The sequence below is a fragment of the Halovivax gelatinilyticus genome (genome assembly GCF_024300625.1).
Classification (GTDB): Archaea; Halobacteriota; Halobacteria; order Halobacteriales; family Natrialbaceae; genus Halovivax; species Halovivax gelatinilyticus.
The window spans coordinates 285,900-305,740 of sequence record NZ_CP101322.1 but is presented as its reverse complement, the minus strand read 5'-3'; the positions used below and the strand labels follow the sequence as shown (position 1 = coordinate 305,740).

Annotated in this window: 20 protein-coding genes and 1 pseudogene; 16 read left to right on the top strand and 5 right to left on the bottom strand. The window is 59.5% G+C overall.

What is annotated here, in order from left to right:
* The first annotated feature begins 4 nt into the window (after positions 1-4).
* The 14 genes and pseudogenes from rplX to bioB all read left to right on the top strand — a co-directional run bounded on the left by rplX (position 5) and on the right by bioB (position 8,929).
* On the top strand, positions 5-367 hold the full coding sequence (rplX, locus tag NKH31_RS01435) for a 50S ribosomal protein L24 (RefSeq protein WP_254863356.1): 363 nt from the start codon (positions 5-7) through the stop codon (positions 365-367).
* Complete coding sequence (locus tag NKH31_RS01430; RefSeq protein WP_254863355.1) at positions 364-1,110, top strand: 30S ribosomal protein S4e; 747 nt, start codon at positions 364-366, stop codon at positions 1,108-1,110. Before rplX ends, NKH31_RS01430 begins: the two co-directional genes overlap by 4 nt.
* Positions 1,107-1,640: a 50S ribosomal protein L5 gene (locus NKH31_RS01425; protein ID WP_254863353.1), complete on the top strand. Its 534-nt coding sequence runs from the start codon at positions 1,107-1,109 to the stop codon at positions 1,638-1,640. Before NKH31_RS01430 ends, NKH31_RS01425 begins: the two co-directional genes overlap by 4 nt.
* Positions 1,633-1,809, top strand: coding sequence for a 30S ribosomal protein S14 (locus NKH31_RS01420; RefSeq protein WP_254863352.1), 177 nt, complete (start codon positions 1,633-1,635; stop codon positions 1,807-1,809). Before NKH31_RS01425 ends, NKH31_RS01420 begins: the two co-directional genes overlap by 8 nt.
* Positions 1,806-2,198 carry a 30S ribosomal protein S8 gene (locus NKH31_RS01415; RefSeq protein ID WP_254863351.1) on the top strand — a complete coding sequence of 131 codons (393 nt, stop codon included), beginning with the start codon at positions 1,806-1,808 and terminating at the stop codon, positions 2,196-2,198. The genes NKH31_RS01420 and NKH31_RS01415 overlap by 4 nt, the downstream gene beginning before the upstream one ends.
* A 4-nt stretch (positions 2,199-2,202) precedes the next feature.
* Positions 2,203-2,739 carry a 50S ribosomal protein L6 gene (locus NKH31_RS01410; protein WP_254863350.1) on the top strand — a complete coding sequence of 179 codons (537 nt, stop codon included), beginning with the start codon at positions 2,203-2,205 and terminating at the stop codon, positions 2,737-2,739.
* Between the two features lie 2 nt (positions 2,740-2,741).
* Entirely contained in the window at positions 2,742-3,578 is an 837-nt protein-coding gene (locus tag NKH31_RS01405) for a 50S ribosomal protein L32e (RefSeq protein WP_254863349.1), read from the top strand.
* Entirely contained in the window at positions 3,575-4,024 is a 450-nt protein-coding gene (locus tag NKH31_RS01400) for a 50S ribosomal protein L19e (protein WP_254863348.1), read from the top strand. Before NKH31_RS01405 ends, NKH31_RS01400 begins: the two co-directional genes overlap by 4 nt.
* Positions 4,024-4,575: a 50S ribosomal protein L18 gene (locus NKH31_RS01395; RefSeq protein ID WP_254863347.1), complete on the top strand. Its 552-nt coding sequence runs from the start codon at positions 4,024-4,026 to the stop codon at positions 4,573-4,575. Before NKH31_RS01400 ends, NKH31_RS01395 begins: the two co-directional genes overlap by 1 nt.
* Complete coding sequence (locus NKH31_RS01390; protein WP_254863346.1) at positions 4,568-5,221, top strand: 30S ribosomal protein S5; 654 nt, start codon at positions 4,568-4,570, stop codon at positions 5,219-5,221. Before NKH31_RS01395 ends, NKH31_RS01390 begins: the two co-directional genes overlap by 8 nt.
* Positions 5,218-5,685 carry a 50S ribosomal protein L30 gene (locus tag NKH31_RS01385; RefSeq protein WP_254863345.1) on the top strand — a complete coding sequence of 156 codons (468 nt, stop codon included), beginning with the start codon at positions 5,218-5,220 and terminating at the stop codon, positions 5,683-5,685. Before NKH31_RS01390 ends, NKH31_RS01385 begins: the two co-directional genes overlap by 4 nt.
* Positions 5,686-5,687: 2 nt before the next feature.
* Entirely contained in the window at positions 5,688-6,179 is a 492-nt protein-coding gene (locus NKH31_RS01380) for an uL15m family ribosomal protein (RefSeq protein ID WP_254863344.1), read from the top strand.
* Between the two features lie 3 nt (positions 6,180-6,182).
* Positions 6,183-7,643, top strand: coding sequence for a preprotein translocase subunit SecY (gene secY, locus NKH31_RS01375; protein ID WP_254863343.1), 1,461 nt, complete (start codon positions 6,183-6,185; stop codon positions 7,641-7,643).
* Positions 7,644-7,819: 176 nt separating this feature from the next.
* A pseudogene (bioB, locus tag NKH31_RS01370) lies at positions 7,820-8,929 on the top strand (biotin synthase BioB).
* Positions 8,930-9,206: 277 nt separating this feature from the next.
* Here bioB and NKH31_RS01365 read toward each other — a convergent pair.
* The 3 genes from NKH31_RS01365 to coxB form a co-directional block, all read right to left on the bottom strand.
* A complete protein-coding gene (locus NKH31_RS01365; RefSeq protein WP_254863342.1) occupies positions 9,207-9,467 on the bottom strand; it encodes a cytochrome C oxidase subunit IV family protein in 261 nt (86 codons plus the stop codon).
* Between the two features lie 230 nt (positions 9,468-9,697).
* The gene (locus NKH31_RS01360) at positions 9,698-12,274 is read right to left on the bottom strand and encodes a cbb3-type cytochrome c oxidase subunit I (RefSeq protein ID WP_254863340.1); all 2,577 of its coding nucleotides are present in this window, start codon (positions 12,272-12,274) and stop codon (positions 9,698-9,700) included.
* Positions 12,271-13,110, bottom strand: a complete 840-nt coding sequence (coxB, locus tag NKH31_RS01355; RefSeq protein ID WP_254863339.1) for a cytochrome c oxidase subunit II — start codon at positions 13,108-13,110, stop codon at positions 12,271-12,273. Before coxB ends, NKH31_RS01360 begins: the two co-directional genes overlap by 4 nt.
* 324 nt (positions 13,111-13,434) lie before the next feature.
* On the opposite strand from coxB, the gene NKH31_RS01350 reads away from it, so the two are divergent.
* Both NKH31_RS01350 and NKH31_RS01345 read left to right on the top strand, forming a co-directional pair.
* Positions 13,435-13,722: an amphi-Trp domain-containing protein gene (locus NKH31_RS01350; RefSeq protein WP_254863338.1), complete on the top strand. Its 288-nt coding sequence runs from the start codon at positions 13,435-13,437 to the stop codon at positions 13,720-13,722.
* Between the two features lie 200 nt (positions 13,723-13,922).
* Positions 13,923-14,570 carry an adenylate kinase gene (locus NKH31_RS01345; RefSeq protein ID WP_254863337.1) on the top strand — a complete coding sequence of 216 codons (648 nt, stop codon included), beginning with the start codon at positions 13,923-13,925 and terminating at the stop codon, positions 14,568-14,570.
* 125 nt (positions 14,571-14,695) lie between these two features.
* On the opposite strand, the gene NKH31_RS01340 is transcribed toward NKH31_RS01345, so the two are convergent.
* Both NKH31_RS01340 and NKH31_RS01335 read right to left on the bottom strand, forming a co-directional pair.
* Complete coding sequence (locus NKH31_RS01340; protein WP_254863336.1) at positions 14,696-17,113, bottom strand: DUF7289 family protein; 2,418 nt, start codon at positions 17,111-17,113, stop codon at positions 14,696-14,698.
* Positions 17,114-17,438: 325 nt separating this feature from the next.
* Positions 17,439-19,778 (bottom strand): DUF7289 family protein, encoded by a 2,340-nt coding sequence (locus NKH31_RS01335; protein WP_425492328.1) that lies wholly within the window; start codon positions 19,776-19,778, stop codon positions 17,439-17,441.
* Positions 19,779-19,841: the final 63 nt, after the last annotated feature.

Genomic DNA, 19,841 nt, shown 5'->3' with positions numbered 1-19,841 from the left:
AACCATGAGCAAACAACCACGCAATCAACGAAACACGACGACGCACGCACCGCTACACCAGCGAGGCGTGCAGTTGCACGCGACGCTCTCCGACGAACTCCGCGAGGAGTACGGCACGCGTCGAACGCGCGTCAACGCCGGCGACACGGTCGAAGTGATGCGCGGCGACCACGCCGGAACGGAGGGTGAAGTGCTCAGAGTTTCGCTTCGCGACGGCGTCATCAACGTCGAGGGCGTCACGGTCGAGACGGCAGACGGCGAGGAAGTGCCGCGCCCGCTCGACGCGTCGAACGTCCGCATCACGAACCTCGACCTGAGCGACGACCGACGCGAATCGCGACTCGAAGACGAGGGTGATAGCGAATGACACGACACCAGAAACGACTCTCGGTACCGAAATCCTGGCCGGTCGAGCGAAAGACCGCCACCTTCACGGTGAAGGCCGGGGCGGGCCCACACGGCGAGGACGGCGTTCCGCTGCTCATCTTGCTGCGGGACGTCCTCGGATACGCCGACAGCCGGAAGGAAGCGCGATACGCGCTCTCGACGGACGCGGTGCTCGTAAACGGTGACGAGATCAACGACGAAGAACGGCCGATCGGGATGTTCGATATCCTCGCATTTCCCGATCGAGACGAGTACTACCGCATCTTCCCCGACGAGGGTGGCCGCCTGACGCTGACCGCGATCGACGCGGACTCGGCCGAGAGCCGCCTGGGGAAGGTCGAAGGCAAGCGCCAGGTCACCGGCGGGGTGACTCAGCTCTCGCTTCACGACGGCACCAACGTGACCGTCGAGGACGAGGCGACCTACAGCGCGAACGATTCGATCGTCGTCGACAACGAGTCGAAGGAGGTCGTCGCCCACTTCCCGTACGAGGAGGGCGCGCTCGTGACGGCCGTTCGCGGCAACCACGCCGGCAAAGTCGGCGAAGTCGCCGAGATCGACGTCACGCTCGGAAGCGGCTCGAACATCGTCCGGGTCGACCCGGTCGACGAGGCCGCGACGGACGAACCGTTCGAGACCGTCGAGGAGTACGTCGTCGTGATCGACGAGAACTTCATCGAGGGAGGGGCCGCTGACTCGGAAGACGAAGGTGATGACGAATGAGCGACGCCGAGACGGCCGAGGACTTTCACGCGATGCGCGAACCGCGCGTCGAGAAAGTTGTCGTCCACATGGGCGTCGGTCGCGGTGGCCGCGAACTGGCGGACGCCGAGGACATCATCGAGGACATCACCGGTCAGACGAGCATCCGGACGCTCGCCTCGGCGACCGAACCGGAGTTTGGCATTCGTCAGGGCGAGCCGATCGGCACGAAGGTCACCCTGCGCGGTGACGCCGCCGACGAGTTCCTGGCGCGTGCACTCGAGATCGCCGATCTCTCGGCGAACCAGTTCGACGAGACGGGCAACTTCAGCTTCGGTATCGCCGAGCACACGGAGTTCCCGAGCCAGGAGTACGATCCCAACATCGGGATCTACGGCCTGGACGTTACCGTCAACATGGTTCGACCGGGCTATCGAATCGCAAAGCGCGAACAGACCACGCGGTCGGTCCCGTCGAATCACCGATTGACGCCCGAGGACGCGATTCCGTTCCTCGAGGCGAACTTCGACGTGGAGGTAGACGATGAGTGAAAGTGAGAACGAACAAACTGGCGAGCACGCTGCAAAGCGGACGGGACAGCGAGTGTCCTGTCAGCGCTGTGGCCGCAACCAGGGCCTCGTCGGCAAGTACGATATCAATCTTTGCCGACAGTGTTTCCGGGAGATCGCTCGCGACATGGGATTCAAGAAGTACAGATGACAGGGAACGACCCACTCAGTAACGCGCTCTCGGGGATCGATAACGCCGAGGGAGTTGGCCATCTGAGCCACGAGGTATCACCCGCCTCGAACGTGATCGGTCAGGTACTCGAGGTCTTCTACGACCACGGGTACGTCGACGGATTCGAGTTCGTCGACGACGGTAAAGCCGGTCGGTTCGAGGTCGAATTGAACGGAGCGATCAACGAGTGCGGCCCCGTCAAGCCACGCTACAGCGCCGGTGCCGACGAGTTCGAGAAGTGGGAGAAACGGTTTCTCCCCGCTCGGGACTTCGGCACGCTCGTCGTCACGACGAGCGAGGGCATCATGAGCCACTACGAGGCTCGCGAGCGCGGCATCGGGGGCCAGGTGATCGCGTACGTCTACTAGAACAATGGCACGTACAACACTCACCATACCCGACGACGTATCCGCCGAGGTCGACCACCTCGACGTGACGATCGACGGCCCGGAGGGGACGGTCACCCGCCGCCTCTGGTACCCGAACGTCACCGTCGATGTCGACGACGACACGGTGGTCATCGAGAGCGACCGCGACGACGCCAAAACGACGGCGACCGTCGGTACGTTCGAGAGCCACGTTCGAAACGCCTTCCACGGAGTGACCGAGGGCTGGGAGTACGAGATGGAAGTCTTTTACTCTCACTTCCCGATGCAGGTCTCCGTTCAGGGCGACGAGGTCGTCATCGAGAACTTCCTCGGCGAGAAAGCACCGCGACGAACGACCATCCACGGCGATACCGAGGTCAGCGTCGATGGCGAGGCCATCACGCTCTCGGGGCCGAACAAGGAAGACGTCGGCCAGACGGCGGCCGACATAGAACAGTTGACCCGCGTTAGCGGGAAGGACACGCGCGTCTTCCAGGACGGCGTCTACATCACCGCCAAGCCGACCAAAGGAGGTGCCTGATTATGGCAGACGATGAACCGGAAGACGGTGTCGAAGAATCGATAGACGAGCCGGACGGCGCCGGCGAAGATGTCGAAGAATCGGTCGACGAAGACGTTGCAGAGTCGGTCGACGAGACCGAGGCGGACGACGACTCGACCGATGCCGACGCCCCGGAGGGTTTGGAGGACATCTCCGGCGTCGGTGCGAGCAAAGCCGATGCGCTGCGCGATGCCGGCTTCGAGACCGTCGACGACGTCAAGGAAGCGTCTCAGGACGCCCTCGCCGACGTCGACGGCATCGGTATGGCACTCGCCGCTCGTATCAAGGCGGACGTCGGCGATCTCGAAGTCGACGAGGAAGCCGAAGCCGAAATCGAAGACGAGGCCGAGCCGGAGCCGGAGGCAGAAGACGTCGAGACGGAACTGCGTCCGCGTGGTCTGGTCGACAAAGAGCCGACGCTCACGGACGAGGAGGCTCGGTTACTCGAACAGCGACACACTGAGGGTAAGCCCCAGTTCAACCGGCAGGATTACCACAAGAAAAAGCGGACGCCGGAATCCTGGCGTCGACCGCGCGGTGGACTCTCGAAGCAGCGCCGCGGTATCAAGGGCAAGGGCCCGAAGGTTCAGTCCGGCTACCGAACGCCGACGGCCATTCGAGGCAAGCACCCGAGCGGCTTCGACGAAGTGTACGTCGAAAACCCGGACGACCTGGAGGGTGTCGACGGTGACACCGAAGCCGTCCGAATCGCCTCGTCGGTTGGCGGCAGAAAGCGCGAACGCATCGAAGAACTGGCCGAGGACGCCGACATTCGCGTCCTGAATCCGACCTACGTCGAAGTGGAGGTAGACGAATGACGGACCTGAGCGCACAGAAACGACTGGCGGCCGACGTACTGGACGTCGGCAAGAACCGTATCTGGCTCGACCCCGACGCCCAGAGCGAGATCGCCCAGGCGATCACGAGAGAGGAGATCCGCGAACTCGTCGACGACGGCACGATTCGTGCCGAGGTCGCTCGCGGTAACTCTCGCGGACGCGCCCGCGAACGAAACGCCAAGCGCGCCTACGGACACCGGAAGGGTCCGGGCAAGCGCAAGGGCAAGAAGGGCGCCCGTCAGAACGAGAAAGAACAGTGGCGAAATCAAATTCGGGCTCAGCGACGCAAGCTGCGCGAACTCCGCGACTCGGGTGAGCTCACGCCCACCGAGTACCGCGAACTCTACCGGAAGGCCGGTGGTGGCGAGTTCCGCAGCGTCCGCTACATGCTGACCTACATCGAAAATGAATACGGTGACGACTAATGGCAACAGGACCACGATATAAGGTACCGATGCGACGTCGCCGGGAGGTCCGTACGGACTACCATCAGAGGTTGCGCCTGTTGAAATCGGGCAAGCCCCGCCTCGTTGCGCGAACGAGCAACGCACACACCAGGGCGCAGCTGATCACTCCCGGACCCCAGGGCGACGAAACACACGCAAGCGCACACTCGAGCGATCTGGCCGAGTACGGCTGGGAAGCGCCGACGAGCAACCTGCCGGCGGCGTATCTAACCGGCCTGCTGGCCGGCACGCGCGCCGTCGAGGCGGGTGTCGAGGAGGCGGTCCTCGACATCGGTCTCAACACGGCGACGCCCGGTAGCAAGGTGTTCGCAGTGCAGGAGGGTGCGATCGACGCCGGTCTCGAGATACCGCACAACGACGACGTTCTCGCAGACTGGTCGCGAACCCGCGGCGAACACATCGCCGAGTTCGCGGAGTCGCGCGACGAGCCGCTGTACGGCGGCGACTTCGACGCGGCCGACCTGCCGGAACACTTCGATACGGTACGAGAGGCGATCATCAATGAGTAACGGCTACGACGACGGGTGGGAACCCGTCACGAGATTGGGACGAAAAGTACAGGAGGGCGAGATCGACTCGATGTCGGCGGCGCTCAACTCCGGGCTCCCGCTGAAGGAACCCGAAATCGTCGATCAGCTCCTTCCGGGGCTGTCGGACGAAGTGCTCGATATCAACATGGTCCAGCGGATGACTGACTCCGGTCGGCGGGTGAAGTTCCGCTGCGTGGTCGTCGTCGGCGACCAGAACGGCTTCGTTGGCTACGCCGAAGGCCGTGACGACCAGGTCGGCTCTGCGATCCAGAAGGCGATCGGGATCGCGAAGCTGAACATGCTGGAGGTGCCCCGTGGATCGGGTTCGTGGGAGGATCGATCGGATCGCCCACACTCGCTGACCCATCGGACCAGCGGCAAGGCTGGCTCGGTCGAGGTCGAACTCATCCCAGCACCGGAAGGGCTCGGACTGGCCGCGAGCGACACCGTTCGCGCGGTGCTCGAACTCGCCGGAATCGAGAACGCCTGGACCCGAAGTCACGGAAACACTCGGACGACGGTGAACCTCGCGAAGGCGACGTTCAACGCACTCGAGAACGCCTCGAAATCTCGCATGCCCGCTCGCCAGTCGAGCGGCGAGGAAGCTGAGGTGGCAGAACGATGAAGGCTATCGTTCAGCTCCGTGGCGAAGTCGACCGGTCGGATGCCGTCGACGACACGCTAGCGATGTTGAACGTTCCCGAGGTCAACCACGCGACGATCGTCCCGGACACGGACGCCTATCGCGGAATGATCACGAAGGTTCACGACTACGTCGCCTACGGCGAACCCAGCGCGGACGTACTCGCACTCGTCCTCGAGAAGCGAGCCGAACCCCAGGAGGGGCGCCAGTCGGACGTCGACGAGGCGTGGCTCGCCGAGCACACCGACTACGACGACTTCGAAGCGCTGGCGGAGGCACTGATCGACGGCGAAACGACGCTTCGCGACGAGGGTCTCTCCCCGACGCTTCGGCTCCACCCGCCACGCGGTGGCCACGCCGGTATCAAGAAACCGACGGGAGAAGGGGGCCAACTCGGAAAGCATACAACGGAGCAGATTAACGACCTGCTAGAATCGATGCGCTAACCATGACGAGTAAAAAACGACGCCAGCGAGGTTCGCGAACCCACGGCGGCGGCACGCACAAGAATCGACGTGGTGCCGGCCACCGGGGCGGACGCGGTCGCGCGGGCAGATCCAAACACGAGTTCCACAACTACGAACCGAAGCACAAACACGGCTTCAAGCGTCCACAGGACGCCCGACCGGCGGTCGAAGAGATCGACGTTCGGACGCTCGACGAGGATGCGATCCTCTACGCCGCCGAGGGTCTCGCCGAAGAGACCGACGACGGCTTCGCGATCGACGCCCGTGACGTCGTCGAGGACGGTCACGAGGTTGACGTCGTGAAGGTACTTGGCTCGGGTCAGGTACACGACGCGCTCGAGGTAACGGCGGACGCCTTCTCGGAGACCGCACGCGAGAAGATCGAAGCCGCAGGCGGGACGGCAACGCTCACAGAGCGTGCCATCGCGGCCGCCGAGGAAGCCGAGACCGACGACGAAAACACAGAGGACTAAGATATGGGCTGGAAGGAAGCCGCTGAACCGGTTTTGACGCGCATGCCCACGGTCCGCAGACCGGAGGGACACGTTCCCTTCAAGCGAAAGCTAATGTGGACCGGGGCGATCCTGGTACTGTATTTCTTCTTGACTAACATCACGCTCCTCGGAATGGCCGAGGGTGGTGACGACCTCTTCGGTGAGTTCCGCGCGATTCTCGCGGGTGAACAGGGGTCGGTCTTGCAGGTCGGTATCGGGCCGATCGTCACCGCCAGCATTGTCTTGCAGCTGCTCGGCGGGGCGAACCTGCTCGGACTCGATACGAACGACCCGCGGGATCAGGTTCTCTACCAGGGTCTGCAGAAGCTGCTCGTCATCGTGATGACGGCGTTGACGGCGGCGCCGATGGTCTTTGCCGGTGAAGGCTTTCTTCCACCCGCTCAGGAGCTCGTCCTGGGCAGTCTGACGTTCGGACAGACCGGCGTCCAGACGATCATGTTCTTACAGATCTTCATCGGCGGGGTGTTGATCCTCTACATGGACGAGGTCGTGAGCAAGTGGGGCGTCGGCAGCGGTGTCGGACTGTTCATCGTCGCCGGCGTGAGCCAGATGCTCGTCGCCGGATTCCTCTCGCTCGAACAGGGAGACGGATTCTTCTACAACTGGTGGTTGATCCTGACCGGCGAGATCCAGATCGGTTCGATCGTCGGCGGCGACGGTCTCTACACGTTGCTGGTCTCCGAGGGGATGATCCTCGCGTTACTGACGACGCTACTGATCTTCGCGATCGTCGTCTACGCGGAATCCGTCCGCGTCGAGATTCCGCTCAGTCACTCGCGGGTGAAGGGGGCCCGGGGTCGGTTCCCGGTCAAGCTCATCTACGCGAGCGTCCTGCCCATGATCCTCGTTCGCGCGCTGCAGGCGAACATTCAGTTCATGGGACGGATCGCTGACAGTCAAACGACCCTTCCCTCCGCCCTCGGAACCTACAGCGACGGCGAGCCCGTCGGCGGCTTCTTCTACTACACCGCGCCGATCTACTCGCCCGACGACTGGATGTGGTGGGAAGCCGGCGTCACCCAGGAGGCCTGGCAGGTACTCCTTCGACTCAGCGTCGACCTCACTTTCATGGTGATCGGTGGGGCCATCTTCGCGATCTTCTGGGTCGAGACGACGGGCATGGGTCCGGACGCCACGGCAAAGCAGATCCAGAACTCCGGGATGCAGATCCCCGGGTTCAGACAGAACGTCGGCGTCGTCGAGAAGGTCATGGAGCGCTACATCCCGCAGGTGACCGTCATCGGCGGTGCGCTCGTCGGTCTGCTCGCCGTCTGGGCGAACATGCTCGGAACCATCGGCGCGGTCACGGGAACCGGCCTGCTGCTGGCCGTCTCCATCACGTACAAGCTCTACGAGGAGATCGCCGAAGAGCAGATGATGGAGATGCACCCGATGATGCGCCAGATGTTCGGCAAGGAGTAGCCTCTGCTCACTCTGCGTATTTTCCGTTCGATTATTCTCTCGACTCACATCGGTTCGTTCGTACAGTCGTCTCTGGAGCTGGTTCGTCGGGTCTGTCGCTCCGTTCGGTCTTGCGACGAGTCCTTTTTATCGACGATTATCGGGGGTATTATACTTTCGCAAACGCAGCGTTCAAAATAGTTTACGAAACAGGTAACCGGACGATCGACGAGGCGGTCGATCGCGTCCTCTCGGGCGAGCAGTTGGATCGGCGTGACGGACTCGCATTGATCGCACAGCCGGTCGACGAACTCGCCGCAGCTGCGAACGACGTCCGGGCACACTTCGGCGACGACACCGTCGACGTGTGCTCGATCGTCAACGCGAAGGCCGGGAATTGTGCCGAGGATTGTGAATTTTGCGCTCAATCCGTCCATTTCGATACCGGGATCGAGACCTACGACTTTCTCGAACCTGACTCGGTTCTCGAGGCAGCCAGGCGCGCCGAGCGCGATGGCGCACAACGATTCGGGATCGTCGTCGCTGAAAAGGGTGTCTCGAAAGAAACGCGACCGGACGAGTGGGCGCAGGTACTGCGATCGATCCGGCTCGTTCGCGACGAGACTGCGCTGGAGGTGGACGCTTCGCTCGGGATCTTGGACGCAGGAAGAAGCAACAACACTCGCCGAGGAGGGCGTCAATCACTACAATCACAACATCGAGACCTCGCGGCGATTCTTCCCCGAGGTAGTGGCCACTCACTCCTTCAAAGACAGGGTACATACGCTCGAGGTCGCCAAGGCCGCCGGCATGGATCTCTGTGCCGGCGTGATCCTCGGGATGGGCGTGTCTCCGACCGACCGAGTCGACGCAGCCGTTGCGCTCCAGGAGATTGGAATTTCGTCATTTCCGGTGAACGTGCTCAATCCCATTCCCGGAACGCCCCTGGGCAATCGGTTCGGCGATTCGCCGGCGATCACGACCGAGGAACTACTCGCGACGATCGCGGTGTATCGGTTGTTACACCCCAGCGCGACGGTGCGGTTGACCGGGGGACGCGAGGTGATGCTGGATGTAGACGAACAACCCGTCCATTTCGCACCGGTGCTGACGGCTTATTGATCGGCGACTACCTGACGACGGAGGGGCAGTCAGCAGCCGCTGATCTCGAGGTCATCGAACGAGCCGGATTGAAACCAAATATGGACAGAAACCGATTCGATCCTGAGTCGGTTCGAACGCGTGCTGAGACCGAAGAATCCGACCGCGGTGTCGCCGATCCGGGTTCGGTTCTTTTCCAGCCGTAGCGTCACTCAGACACGCACCGGGTGCTGAGTAACACGAATCTCACACCAGAGAGCGTCCCTCGTTGCGCCCGGCCAGTCTCGACGCTAGACCGCTCACTCGTCTCTGCCATGCTCCACAGCGGATTGACATCCTCGAAACGGATCGACGTCACACTCCGGATCCGGTTACGTGAGCGGCGCTAGACGGATGAATTGGAAGTGAGAGCGAATCGGATCCGAGAATGATCAAAACGGATCCGAGTACGCAAACGGTTTCTCGAGACGGTGACGGCCGGGGTTATTGAATCGAGTACCCTGCGGCGATCACGAGCAGGAAGACCATGAAGACGGCCACTAGCATCATGTAGGAGATCGATCTCGGTTCGTCGACCAGGTGCTGGTAGTAGCCGGCGATGAGCAGTGACTTGATCACTGCCAGCAACATTGTTCCACCCATTGCGGTCGCATAGCCAAAGTCGAAGGTGAAGAACAGGAACTTGCCGGTCCCCAGCGCCAACAGGATCACGTAGATGATCGTGTAGGTTTTGACGCTCGTCATTGAAAGTGACTCGGTGAGGCGGTCACTTATAGCTTCCTCATGCGGTTCGTCGGGGCATACGACTCACTGGAATCGACCGTTTATCGACTCGACGAATCATCCAGTTCGGGCAGACTTCTCGTCGAACGGCGTCGCTCGCCAGTCGGTTCGTACGACGGATTTCTCCTCGCCCCAACGAATCGTCGGATCGAAGCGAGTCGCAGCGAGAAAGAGACCGGAGAATGCCGGTCTTACATCAGGTAGAACAGTGGGAAGAGGATGACCCACACGATGTCGACGAAGTGCCAGTAGAGCCCGAAGAATTCCACCGGCCGTTCGTCTTCGAGGTAGGCGTCGATCGTGTAGATGCGGTAGAGCATGAAGCCACCGACGAGCAGCCCGAAGATGACGTGCAGAGCGTGCAGGCCGGTCGTGACGTAGTACAGCGAGTACTCGAGGCCGCTGAACCAGTAGTCGCCCTGGGCGAACTTGCCGCCCCACTCCCAGGCCTTGACGGCCATGAACGCGAGTCCGAGCATGATGGTCGCGCCGAGACAGGCCATCAGCCCCTTCTTGTTCGAGCGTTCGGCCATCACGAGCGCGAGGATGACGGTGAAGCTCGAAGTGAGCAGGATGTAGGTGTTGAGTAGACCCGCCCAGGTGTAGTCCGGAATCGGTTCGAACGTGAACCAGCCGGCCCAGATACGCATGAACAGGTAGGCGCCGATGACGGCACCGAAGACGATGACGTCAGACGCGAGGAACACCCAGACGCCGAACTTCGTGTTGCCGACGCCTTCGAACGGCCAGCGCTCGGCGACTTCCATCTCGGGTGCGTTGAACTGCTCTTTCCCGAACATGAATAGGGAGTACGAGAGGAACCCGATCCCACCCAGGAAGAAGGTGAGATAGACGTAGTTCATGTCGGCGAATCCGAGGATCTGATCGGCATTGACGTTCGACGAGACGTCTTCCGTCCCGAGATGCGCTGCGATCTGATCGCTCATGAGTTCGACGACGACGCCAGTCATGCCGGACATGCCGAGGAACATGATGAACGTCCCCAGCCCGATCATGAACGGCCAGATACTCGCGTGATCGGCGTGCTCGCCCTCGTGGGCGTGTTCGTCACCGCTAGCCCCGGTCGATTCCGAGACGGTCGCGTCGACGGTCGCTGTTCCGCCGTCGGTGGCCGCCGTTCCGCCATCCGTCGCCGCGCCGGCGGGGTGGGCGCTCGTCTCCTCGACGAACTCCAGTGTACCGGAGGCGTAGCTCGGACGACCCGGCCAGTTGTCGAGCGGCGGTGGCGAGGGGATCGCCCACTCTGCGGTCCGCGAGTACTTCCACGGGTTGTCGGGCGCCTTCGGCCCCCAGATCAGACTCCAGGCGAAGTTGGCGAACATGATCAGGAACGAGAATCCGAAGACGAACGCCCCGATCGTGGCCATCTGGTGCCAGATGAGATCGCCCCCGCTGTAGTGGAAGACGCGTCGCGGCGTCTCCCAGGTGAGAAACATCGGGAAGTAGAGCAGGTTGAACCCGATGAAGTAGGCGGCGAAGTGGAGCTTACCCGTAAACTCGTGGTACATTCGACCCGAGATCTTCGGCCACCAGTAGTAGAGACCGCCGACGAGTGCGGTGACGCCCGAGACCATCACGTAGTGGAAGTGAGCGACGACCCAGTAGGTGCCGCGGAACTCGTAGTCCAGCACGACGGCGCCGAGGAAGACCCCCGTAATACCGCCGAGGATGAACAGGACGAGTGCACCGAGGCTAAACAGGAACGGCGTGGTAAACCGTACCCGTCCTTTGACCATGGTGTAGATTAGCGCGAACACCATCAGGTCGAACGGCAGCGAGATCCCGATCGTCGTCGCCATGAACAGTGTCTTGACCTCGAGGTTGATCGTGGTCAAGAACATGTGGTGCATCCAGACGAGGAACGACTGGACGGCCACGAGGATCATCGAGATGATGACCCACTTCCGGCCGACGAGTCGGCGACCGCAGAAGGTCTGGAACGTCTCGAACATGATCCCGAGCGCGGGGAAGAAGACGATGTAGACCTCCGGGTGACCGAAGAACCAGAAGAGGTGTGCCCAGAGCAATCCGGACCCCTGGTCGGTCGCGAAGTACTGCGTGAGCATGACGCGATCGATCGTGAGCATGATGAGCGCCGCGAACAGGGCCGCGAACGCAAAGAGCATCATCCACACCGTCAGGAGCCACGACCAGGTGAAAAGCGGCATGTTCCAGAGGCCGAGTCCTTCGGCCCGCTGGCGGTGGATCGTCGTCAGGAAGTTGATCGTACCCATCGTGATCGAGATGACGAACATCATCAGTGCGATGATCGCCATCGTCCCGCCGACCGAGGCCTCAATTACGGCCCCTGGCGTGTACATCGGTACGTTCAGCGGAGCGTAGATAGTCCACCCGCCGCTCCAGGAGCCGCCCTGGAAGAACGAGATGAACAGCAAGACGCCCGAAAACAGGTACAACCAGTAGCTGAGTGCGTTCAGGCGGGGGAACGCCAGGTCTTTTGCCCCGATCTGCAGCGGGACTAAGTAGTTCGCAAAGCCGGTGGCGATCGGTGAGAGGAACCAGAAGACCATGACCAGGCCGTGCGTCGTCACCGACTGGTTGAATTCGTTTCCGCTGAGAAGCCCGGTACCTCCGGATTCCCAGAGGTGAGCCCGAAAGATCAGGGCGAGAATCCCGCCCAGCAGTAAGAACACGAGCGAGGTGGTGAGATAGAGGATACCGACGTCCTTGTGATTGGTCGTCACCAGCCACCGCTTGAGCGATCGCTTGGGTGGAAGGTCACTCATTCGTCCTCATCCTCCTCGTCGGTGTCGTTGTTCTCTTCTTCGTCGCCATCGTTTTCTTCGCCATCATCGTCTTCGTCATCTTCTTCCTGGGCGTCCATGTACGCCTCAAACTCGTCTGGCGTCGAGTCAATAGAGAGTTCGTCGGCGCCGAGTGCACTTCTGAACTCGCTCATCGCGTCCGCTTCGACGACCGCGTCGAAGAGGTCGGCGTCGATCACGACGAGGTCGTGTTGCATTCCGCTGTGACCGTCCCCACAGAGTTCGAAACACTCGACGGCGTTCTCGTAGACCCCTGCATCGTCCGCGACGAACCAGGTGTTGTGGTACTCGCCCGGAATTGCGTCGGCTTTCACGCGTTCCTGTGAAATGCCGAACGTGTGCCAGACGTCGGTCGCGGTTACGTTCACCTCCACCGGTTCGCCTTCAGGGATGACGAGTTCGTCAATCACGGTGAACTCGGTGTCTTCGTAATCGTAATTGTACGTGAACAAGAACGCCTCAGCTTCGACGTCGATCTGTACGTGGTCGTCTCCTTCGAGCTCGTCCGGGCCGTCTTCGACGTACAACAGCATACCGTACGTCCAGATGATCAGCGAGACGACGATGATCGCGCTGAGACCGAACGAGAGGAATAGTTTCTTTCCGCCCTGTCCACCGACCGGTAACTCTCCGAGTACTGGACGGTCGTCTGCGTAGGGGTCGTCGATCCCGTCGGCGTCTCGGTACTTGTACGCGTTGTACATGATGTACGAGACGACGACGATACCGACGAGTGTCCCGAGTCCGAGAAAGACCAGGAAGATCAACTCGAACACGTCAACACGCGTCTGCAGCATCGGAGTCAATAGTTCGGCGTAAATTGTGTTCACCTCGATTTATCGGGTGTTATTGTCGGACGATGTTGGCCGGGTGCACTTATCTATTTGGGAACGCTCCTGATTCACTTCAACGCTCCATCGTGCGTGCCCAGCCAGGTCCTTGTACACCACTTTGGTGGCCTGGTCTTGGTTCTATCGTTCTCGATTCGATCAGTACTGTTGTTTCGCTGTGTAGTTCTGGCCACGACCGTGAGCGTAAGATCGAGGCTGAATAGCTCCGTCAACCGCGATACCGATCGGACGCATCGATATAGCCAAGGCGGTCGAGCGCTAACTACGTGTATGCCTGAAGAGGTCTTGTTCAAATTCGAGCGACGAATGGATCGTACGGACATTGCCGCAGCGCTTCGTAACGTCGCCGATTCGCTCGACAGCGGCGAGCCGGTCACGGTTTCGTCGGGTGACGAATCCATCACGATGGATCCGCCAGCACAGCCGACGTTCGAGATCAAAGCCGAACGGGAGTACGAGGACGGTTCGCCCGATGAGTTGAGCATCGAATTCGAACTAGAGTGGGACGAGGGCGAATCAGGGGCCGATACCGCTCCCGGAGACTTGCAAATCGAGTGAGTTACGCTGGGATACACAGACACCCGCCGACACGTGTACGACCCTTCGCCCATTTCCGTCTAGTCCGTTCTCCGTTTCGGACAGATGATACTCTACGTACGAGCGGGTTCCCAGCGTACTCGGCCAGCCCCTGGAAACTGATTATTCGTGGGGCGAATGGTTTCTTTACATCTTTAAGCACCGACGGTGAACCTCCCGTTATGAGTGATCCACGGATTCTCATCCTCGGTGCACCGGGCGCCGGTAAGGGAACACAGAGTGTGAAGATCGCTGACGAATTCGGCGTCGCACACGTTACGACCGGCGATGCCCTCCGTGCGAACAAGGATATGGACATCTCCGATCTCGGGTTGGCGTACGATACCCCTCGTGCGTACATGGATCGAGGGGAGCTGGTTCCCGACGCAGTCGTTAACGCGATCGTCGAGGAAGCGCTGTCACAGACGGATGGGTTCATCCTCGATGGCTATCCCCGCAACATGGATCAGGCCGAAGAATTAGATGAGATGACGGAGTTAGATGTCGTGCTCGCACTCGACGTCAGCGAAGGGGAACTGGTCGATCGACTGACCGGCCGCCGCGTCTGCGCCGAGTGCGGGTCGAACTACCACGTCGATTTCGACCCGCCGGACGAATCCGGCATCTGCGATGCGTGTGGCGGGCAGTTGATCCAGCGCGACGACGACACAGAAGAGACCGTCAAAGAGCGCTTGCGCGTCTACAGAGAGAACACGAAGCCGGTAATCGAGTATTACGACGATCGCGGGACGCTCGTCCGCGTCAACGGTGAGCGTCCGCCCGAAGACGTCTTCGACGAGGTCGAAGAGACGATCGAGTCGGTCCGCTAAGCGCTCTCAGCGAATCGATTTCTCGACTCAACTGGTGCTCGATCAAACTGTGGACGAACAATTATTACCGGGACAGCAGTCCACTCGACTGAGAAATCGTATCGTCGTATCGTTTCCCGGGGCGATTAGGAGATCTCGATGACACCGGTTCCTGCTTCGACGGTCGGTCCGCCAGTGTCGTACTCGTCGTCGGAGTATTCGATCGATGGCGCGCCGCTCACCCCTTCGAGTCGATAGTCGTCGAGGATCGCGTCCGGATCGAGATCGATGTACTGCCCGCCACCGTCGACCTGGACGAACCCGATGACGTCGTTAAAGTTGGGGTCACCGGTACCATACAGTTCGTCGTTGCGGTAATTCTCAGCGATGTCCCAGGCGGCCAGGTTGCTTTCGGTCTGGTTGTCCGTATCGAGATTGTACTCACCGTCATAATCCTCCCCGTAGGTGGAGACAAGTCCTTCGTGATCCATTGTGACTTCCATCATGAACGCAAAGTCGTTTTGTCCGAGGGTTAGTTCACCGTCGATCAACTCGATATCGTCGGTGCCGTCTTCGAACACCTCCTGGATGTTTCGTTGACGGTCGTACCCCTCCTCAATGTCTGGCAACTCGTTCCGGTCGGCGTCTCGCGTCATAACGAACCCAGCATCGGCATCAATCTCCCCGCTGGCGACGTCGACGGTAATCGGTTCACCGAATTCTTCACAATTGAAGTGGTTGTACTCTCTTTCTTGCCATTCGTCCGTCCCAGCATACTCCCATCCTGTTCTTAACCAACTAGAATAACATTCCCAATAGGTCGCTTCGATTGTTACCGATCCTTCCTCTATCTCTTCCTCTAAGCTGTAGATGTGCTCTTGGGTACCGAAGGTGTTCAGATTAAAATCCTCCATTTGTTCACCGATCTCGGTTTCGTGAGGGTCCTCGTACGCGATTTCTTCGATTGACCCGTCTGGAAGGAACCGATAACGTGTATCACCGACAACGGCGGAGGCCGTGACTGGAGACCAATATTTGACCCACGAACCCTGATCTTGGTCATAACCCTCCGCTGATATCTCCGTCCCGATAATACTGACGCTCACGTTAGACGGCTCGGTGATGATCACCTCTCCTGGCCCACCGATTGCCCCGTCTTCGATTTCGAACGAGCCCTCTCGCACGCAGGCCGACTCGTGAAGATTACACATCGATGTGCCAAGGCCATCGTTATCGATCTCGATCGTGTACGTGTAGTTCGCGTCGGGGAGGACGCTCCGGTTGAAATCGTACTCGATCGTCGTTTCGTCCCAGGGATCGAGTTCGACAGTTTCGTCCCACTCGGCAATGGGGTCGGGAAGCGAATCATCGTTACTTTGGAGTGTCATCGTTGTTTCCACCGGTGCAGTGAGTTCCCCGATGTTCGTCACGTTTAGTCCAGCGGTCGTGATCGGCCCCTCGTCGGTCATCGAGAGGTCGTCGATCCGATAAAATGCGTTATCCGGGAAGGTTAGATAGAACGAGCCGCTAGCGTCGCTATCGCTCGTCGAGACGGTGTAGTCGTACGCACCGTACCGGTTGATGTCGTTGGGTTGATTTCCAGGCCCTTCGGTTGGTATGTCGAACGACTCGACGTCGAACGTTTTCGTAACCGATTCGCCCGGTTCCAGTTCGTCGATTTCGAACTCGCGGTCGTCTGCGTCCGCCGCCGGGATTTCGAGTGTGAGATCGTCGCTCCCGGTCACGTGGCCGGTGTTCGTTACTTCGGCATCCAATTCGAACGTTTGGTTGCCTCGATACACAACCATCCAGTCGGCCGGTTCGACATCGGTAACCTGGAAGAAGGCGTCCGGTTCGGCGAAGTGCTCGATCGAGAGTGTAACCGTCTCGGCCGACTCGTCGTGGTCGACGGAGACGTTGTCGTACGTATCCGCGTAGAACGCACTTTCGAGGTGGGTGGCCCACGCGTCGTGGTAGTCACTTTCGATTTCGATCTCCAGATGTTCGTATCCGCCCGCTAACGCCCGTTCGATTTCATCTGATTTCGCCGTCGTCGCCGATTGGTTGTGATTCATCGCCGTCACCGATCCGTGCTGCTCAACGGACGTGAACGAAAGGAAGTTAAGACTCATCGTTTGCTCTGCGAGCGGGGTCTCTGGGCCCTCGCCGAAGCCGACGTCCGGTGGCGTGTGAATTCTCGTCGTCCCGTCGCTTAGTTGAAAGACGCCCCCGCTCTGGTAGCCGAGGCGCCGATCGTCGAGTTCGTACTCGAACGATCCGAGCGGATCGATCGTGACGGTTTCGTCTTCGCCATCGTCGTTACTCAGCGTGAGCGTGACCGATCCGTGATCGCGTACCCCCGACTCGCAGGGAATTTCTTCCTGGGTGTTCGCTCGAAGCAGCGTTTGGACGTTGTGGTCAGTTCGATCCAGACACGAAAGCGCCTGTTCGGCTTCCGATTCGGATTCGACCGAATCCATCAACATCATTCCTGCCCCGGCCACCAGTGCCGCCCCGATGAAGACCATTCCAAACAGTAGAATTATCCCGACGACAGGTGCCACACTCCTGTCGTGTCCCCCGCTTTGTATTGGGATGGATCTTTCTTCGTTTACCCCTTCGTCCCCCATGTTCTTTGAACGCTTTGTTCTTCCAATCTATAATGATATTGCGAAGTTTCTTACTATATTTTAGATAATGTATTTGAGTAAGGGGAAATTTTGATAAATCGGACTAGTGGTCCGAAGTGTTTCGATGAATGCTGCCGGTACAGTCGGCTACTGCGTGAGAACCCGATTCTATCGTGATTTAACCCGCTGCTGGCCGTGGCCACCTGGGTGAGAGTACGTCTACAATTGTGCGTACCAACCGTGAGAACTGGTTCGGCCGTTATCCGATTATCAGCTCGTCGGAGCCGACGCCGATGTCGACGCCGCCGTTACCGTTTCCGTCGCCCACGCCATCGGAACTGCCAGGGCTCACGTCAATTGGTTCGCCTCCCTCGTCAACGAATGTACCGCTGTATCCGTAATCTGCTTCGGATTCGCTATTTATTTCCACGTGAACTAGCATGTCGTTGAAATTCGGATCCACGTCGTACTCGTCACCGACCGCCAGATCCCAGTACTCGTCTGCCGTTAAGTATTCGGCATTGTGTATATACGGACCAGTATTGTGTTGGGTTGGGTGATGGGTTAACTCGAAGACGAACAGGTATTCATTCTCATCGAGCCCGAGTAGTGCGCTGTCGTTATCTGGATCAGACGGATCTGCATCCGTGACTTCAATGCCAACCTCTTCACGCTCTAGTAGCGTTTGTGGATCCAGTTGGAAGTCCAGGCCAGGATCGAGATTCGGTAGGAGGTTATTTTTCTCACTCAAGACTCTAACGTTTGTTTCGACTACATCTCTGTCTGCGGTTAACTCTACTAATGATGATGAGTCTGATCTATCCACCTGGTTTGTATCGCACGACCGGTGAAGTCTTTCACCGTCAGACTGGCCTTCACTCCAACTGTGACAATGGAGGTACGATTCTCCTTTGACCATCAAACTGATCCGTTCATCTACAGTGAAGCTGTGATTGTATATGGCCAATCTGTCGCTGAACTGGTTCAGATTCTCGCCGTGCCACGGGGCGTCAACTGGCTCCGGTTCACTTTCTCCATCAAGTGGCTGCGTGTAGATCGTCGCAAACGCCGGGACCCAATGGACAGTACTTCCAGACGTACTCATTTCGGTGCCAACGACCGAGACATCGACCTCCGTATTACTTTCAATACACAGATTGTCACTATCGTCATCGTCGTCGGTACAGCCGATCGTACTGTTGAAGTCACCGGTGGCGACGGTATTGGATCCGTTTTCGCCGATAACCTCGATTTCGAACGCGTGCTCACCCCTGATCAGATTCGACGCATCGATAGTCCACGTTGCGGATTTCTTCTCACCGAATGCCCGGTTTTCGAGGATGAACGGATTCTCATTACCGAGATTGTATGGATCTGATTCACCCGATTCGGTCTGCCACAGTGAGAGTTCGACCGATTCGTCGGTCGCATTCGTCGCTCCGACGTTGTGGATGTCAGCGGTGACCGTGACGTTCTCGGAACTCTCGTCTAGATGCGCATTCGCATTTCCAGGAATCAGGTGTGGGCCTTCGGTTTTCGCGTAATAGAAACTACCCCGGGGATTTAGGTCGTCTGACTCAGTTTCGAACCAGTACTCGTACACCTCACCGTATTCGAGGGCGAGAGTTGCCTGTTGCTGGCCGAAATTCTCGTCGAAGTGTACTATCGTCGATTCGCCGCCGTCGAGCGTTTCGGTCTTCGAATCGATCTCTTCACCGTCGACCTCGAACGTTATCTCTTCGGTCCCTTCGACGTCTCCGACGTTTTTGACCTCGACGGACGCGTTCAGCCAGAGGCTTCCTGGCCCCGTTGGGCCTTCAGACGGATTCGCGACGATCACGTTGTCTTTCCCGTCCACCGCGGAAGGTCCGCTGAATCCCTTGTCTTCGACGATCTCGAACTGGGCGGGTTCTGGTTCGATGACGTCCGTGATGTCGACTCGAACGGCGCGGTCTTCGTCGATTGGGAACTGATCGGGGGTGGTGTCGATCGACACTGAATCGTTCGTCATCGCGGAGGTGAGGTGGCGCTCCCACGCGTCGTGGTAGTCGCTCTCGATGACGAGCGAGAGGTTGCCGTAGCCGTTCGAAACGGCTTCATCGTGGGCGGATCGAATCTGTTTGGCCACGTCGCTGTCCGGTTCGCGATTCAGTCGCTGGGGGGTATCGGAGAGGGCGTCTTCGGTGATGGTGACGACGTTGATGAGCAACTCGTCGTGGTACTCGAAGGCGGGTTTCGAGAGGACGCGGGCGTCATCGCCGTTTAGTTTCCAGCTACCGCCGGCCTGGTAGGCGTAGGTGTGGTCGGCTCCGGCGTATTCGATCGCGCCGAGCGTCGCGTTTACCGTAGGGTAGTCTTCGGTCAGATCGGTGGCGGTTCCGGAATCGTCGTGCCAGACGAGATAGAGCTGTCCGTCGGGGACGAACTCTCCACCCTCACAGGGGAGTTCGTCGACAGTGCTGTAGGTGAGGACCGTCGAAATTCGGTGGTCGGTCTCCTGCAGGCACGTCTGGAGGGTCTCTCGCTCGGAGTCCGATTCGAGCGAGTCCATGAGCGCGAGACCGGTAACGGCGAGAATCGCCGCTCCGATAAACACCATCCCAAATAAGAGGACGATTCCGACGATCGGTGTCACGCTTCGTTCGTACGTCTCGTTCGATCC

Excerpts from the sequence above, each read along its gene's own strand:
- rplX (WP_254863356.1), top strand. The coding sequence starts at position 5 with ATGAGCAAACAACCACGCAATCAACGAAACACGACGACGCACGCACCG.
- NKH31_RS01430 (WP_254863355.1), top strand. The coding sequence starts at position 364 with ATGACACGACACCAGAAACGACTCTCGGTACCGAAATCCTGGCCGGTC.
- NKH31_RS01425 (WP_254863353.1), top strand. The coding sequence starts at position 1,107 with ATGAGCGACGCCGAGACGGCCGAGGACTTTCACGCGATGCGCGAACCG.
- NKH31_RS01420 (WP_254863352.1), top strand. The coding sequence starts at position 1,633 with ATGAGTGAAAGTGAGAACGAACAAACTGGCGAGCACGCTGCAAAGCGG.
- NKH31_RS01415 (WP_254863351.1), top strand. The coding sequence starts at position 1,806 with ATGACAGGGAACGACCCACTCAGTAACGCGCTCTCGGGGATCGATAAC.
- NKH31_RS01410 (WP_254863350.1), top strand. The coding sequence starts at position 2,203 with ATGGCACGTACAACACTCACCATACCCGACGACGTATCCGCCGAGGTC.
- NKH31_RS01405 (WP_254863349.1), top strand. The coding sequence starts at position 2,742 with ATGGCAGACGATGAACCGGAAGACGGTGTCGAAGAATCGATAGACGAG.
- NKH31_RS01400 (WP_254863348.1), top strand. The coding sequence starts at position 3,575 with ATGACGGACCTGAGCGCACAGAAACGACTGGCGGCCGACGTACTGGAC.
- NKH31_RS01395 (WP_254863347.1), top strand. The coding sequence starts at position 4,024 with ATGGCAACAGGACCACGATATAAGGTACCGATGCGACGTCGCCGGGAG.
- NKH31_RS01390 (WP_254863346.1), top strand. The coding sequence starts at position 4,568 with ATGAGTAACGGCTACGACGACGGGTGGGAACCCGTCACGAGATTGGGA.
- NKH31_RS01385 (WP_254863345.1), top strand. The coding sequence starts at position 5,218 with ATGAAGGCTATCGTTCAGCTCCGTGGCGAAGTCGACCGGTCGGATGCC.
- NKH31_RS01380 (WP_254863344.1), top strand. The coding sequence starts at position 5,688 with ATGACGAGTAAAAAACGACGCCAGCGAGGTTCGCGAACCCACGGCGGC.
- secY (WP_254863343.1), top strand. The coding sequence starts at position 6,183 with ATGGGCTGGAAGGAAGCCGCTGAACCGGTTTTGACGCGCATGCCCACG.
- NKH31_RS01365 (WP_254863342.1), bottom strand. The coding sequence starts at position 9,467 with ATGACGAGCGTCAAAACCTACACGATCATCTACGTGATCCTGTTGGCG.
- NKH31_RS01360 (WP_254863340.1), bottom strand. The coding sequence starts at position 12,274 with ATGAGTGACCTTCCACCCAAGCGATCGCTCAAGCGGTGGCTGGTGACG.
- coxB (WP_254863339.1), bottom strand. The coding sequence starts at position 13,110 with ATGCTGCAGACGCGTGTTGACGTGTTCGAGTTGATCTTCCTGGTCTTT.
- NKH31_RS01350 (WP_254863338.1), top strand. The coding sequence starts at position 13,435 with ATGCCTGAAGAGGTCTTGTTCAAATTCGAGCGACGAATGGATCGTACG.
- NKH31_RS01345 (WP_254863337.1), top strand. The coding sequence starts at position 13,923 with ATGAGTGATCCACGGATTCTCATCCTCGGTGCACCGGGCGCCGGTAAG.
- NKH31_RS01335 (WP_425492328.1), bottom strand. The coding sequence starts at position 19,778 with ATGGTGTTTATCGGAGCGGCGATTCTCGCCGTTACCGGTCTCGCGCTC.